The organism is Pseudactinotalea sp., from assembly GCF_048594945.1.
Taxonomy (GTDB): domain Bacteria; phylum Actinomycetota; class Actinomycetes; order Actinomycetales; family Beutenbergiaceae; genus Pseudactinotalea.
In genome coordinates this window covers 1-1,755 of sequence record NZ_JBMDXJ010000487.1, presented here as the reverse complement: position 1 = coordinate 1,755, position 1,755 = coordinate 1, and the positions used below count along the sequence as shown (strand labels likewise).

The 1,755-nt window shown below is 66.6% G+C and carries 3 protein-coding genes; all 3 read left to right on the top strand.

The window, feature by feature from the left end:
* The first annotated feature begins 57 nt into the window (after nt 1-57).
* Nucleotides 58-354 (top strand): Sec-independent protein translocase subunit TatA, encoded by a 297-nt coding sequence (gene tatA / locus ACOJSN_RS21975; RefSeq protein WP_420114620.1) that lies wholly within the window; start codon nt 58-60, stop codon nt 352-354.
* 51 nt (nt 355-405) lie between these two features.
* Complete coding sequence (tatC, locus tag ACOJSN_RS21970) at nt 406-1,302, top strand: twin-arginine translocase subunit TatC (RefSeq protein WP_420114619.1); 897 nt, start codon at nt 406-408, stop codon at nt 1,300-1,302.
* A gap of 8 nt (nt 1,303-1,310) precedes the next feature.
* Nucleotides 1,311-1,755 (top strand): diacylglycerol/lipid kinase family protein (locus tag ACOJSN_RS21965; protein ID WP_420114618.1); only part of this gene is annotated, 445 nt, incomplete at its 3' end.

The window sequence follows — 1,755 nt, the reverse complement described above, 5'->3', positions numbered from 1 at the left end:
ATCCCAGCCGACGTCACCTAGACTGAAGCGAAGCAACTCACTCGAAGCGGAGACATCATGCGTCTGCAGGCCTGGCACGCCATCGTGCTGCTCGTCGTGATCCTGCTGGTGTTCGGCGCCAGTCGGCTTCCCGACATCACCCGCAACGTCGGTCGATCGATGAAGATCTTCAAGGAGGAGGTCAAGGACCTCCGTGACGACGGCGATACCGTCAAGGACGCGGTCAACCCCGATCCCGAGATCAGCAGCGGCACCGAGACCACGGTCAACACCACCACCACGGACACCCAGCACGGTGTGACCCAGCCCGGCGGCAGCACGCCGACCGACGTACCTCCCACCCCCGGGCGGTAAGTGCCCGTGGCCCGAGCCTCTGGGTCGCGGAAGGACAATCCCGAAGCGCGAATGGCGCTGGCGGAGCACCTCAGGGAGCTCCGCCGCAGGGTCATCCTCGCGGCAGCAGGGATCCTGATCGGCGCGATCGTCGGATGGATCCTCTACAACCCGACGTTCGTCGGCACGGTCGGCATCGACACTCTCGCGGCCGGGGCGAACCCGAAGACGTTCTCACCACTGGTCCTCCTGGACCGCATCGCGATCGGCCCGTGGTACATCCCAGGAGTCTTCGAGACTCTCCAGCGCCCAGTCGAGGTTCTCCAGGCAGCCCGACCTGAACTGGTGACCCTGAACTTCCAGGGCATAGGCACTGCGTTCGACATGCAGTTGCGCATCTCCCTCTTCACGGGCCTGCTGTTGACATCGCCGTGGTGGATCTACCAGATCCTGGCGTTCATCACGCCTGGCCTGACCAAGAACGAACGCAAGTACACCTTCGGCTTCATGGCAGCCGCCGTCCCGCTGTTCATCACCGGTGCCAGCCTGGCCTGGAGCGTGCTTCCCAAGGCGCTCGAAGTCCTCATCGGATCCTTCACGCCGGACAACACGACCAACTTGCTGGCCGCCGACGTCTATCTCAAGTTCGTCATGCAGTTCGTCATCGCGTTCGGAATCGCGTTTCTGCTGCCGCTCGTCATGGTGGCGCTCAACTTCATGGGTGTGGTCAAGGCGGGGCTCTGGCTCAAGGGGTGGCGCTGGGCCGTGGTGGGCATCTTCACGTTCTGTGCCTTCGCGACCCCCAACCCGGAACCGACGGCCATGATCTTCATGGCGCTGCCGATCCTCGCGCTGTACTTCATCGCGGTGCTCATCTGCCACGTGCACGACAAGCGGGCCGCCACGCGGCGCGCCGAGGAGGACGCCGAGCTTGCGGCGGCCGACGACACCTCGACCGTGGACGCCTGAGGCGACCGATGCCGAATCTAGGGATCGTGGTGAACCCTGCCGCGAACGGGAACCGGGGGAGTGGTCCGGGCGCGGGCGTGATCCGCGAGCTCCGGGCCGCGGGCCACGACGTGACAGACCTCTCGGCCGGCTCCGCCGAGGCGGCCCTCCAGCACGCGCACACCGCATGTCACGCCGAGTCCGGGCGTCCTGATGCCCTCGTGGTGGTGGGTGGCGACGGGATGGTTCACCTGGGGGTCAACGCGACGGCGGGAACGGACGTGCCCTTGGGTCTCGTCGCGATCGGCAGCGGTAACGACTTCGCCCGCAACGTCGGCCTGCCTGCGCATAACGGCCTCGACGCGCTGCACGCCCTCGAGCGGGCGTTCGAGGCCGGCCCGCGCCGGATCGACGTGCTCCGCGCCACGGGATCGTTCGGGACGCGACGGACAGCATGCGTCGTCTCTGTGGGCC

Coding starts and splice junctions, on each gene's coding strand:
- tatC (WP_420114619.1), top strand. CDS start 406: ATGGCGCTGGCGGAGCACCTCAGGGAGCTCCGCCGCAGGGTCATCCTC.
- tatA (WP_420114620.1), top strand. CDS start 58: ATGCGTCTGCAGGCCTGGCACGCCATCGTGCTGCTCGTCGTGATCCTG.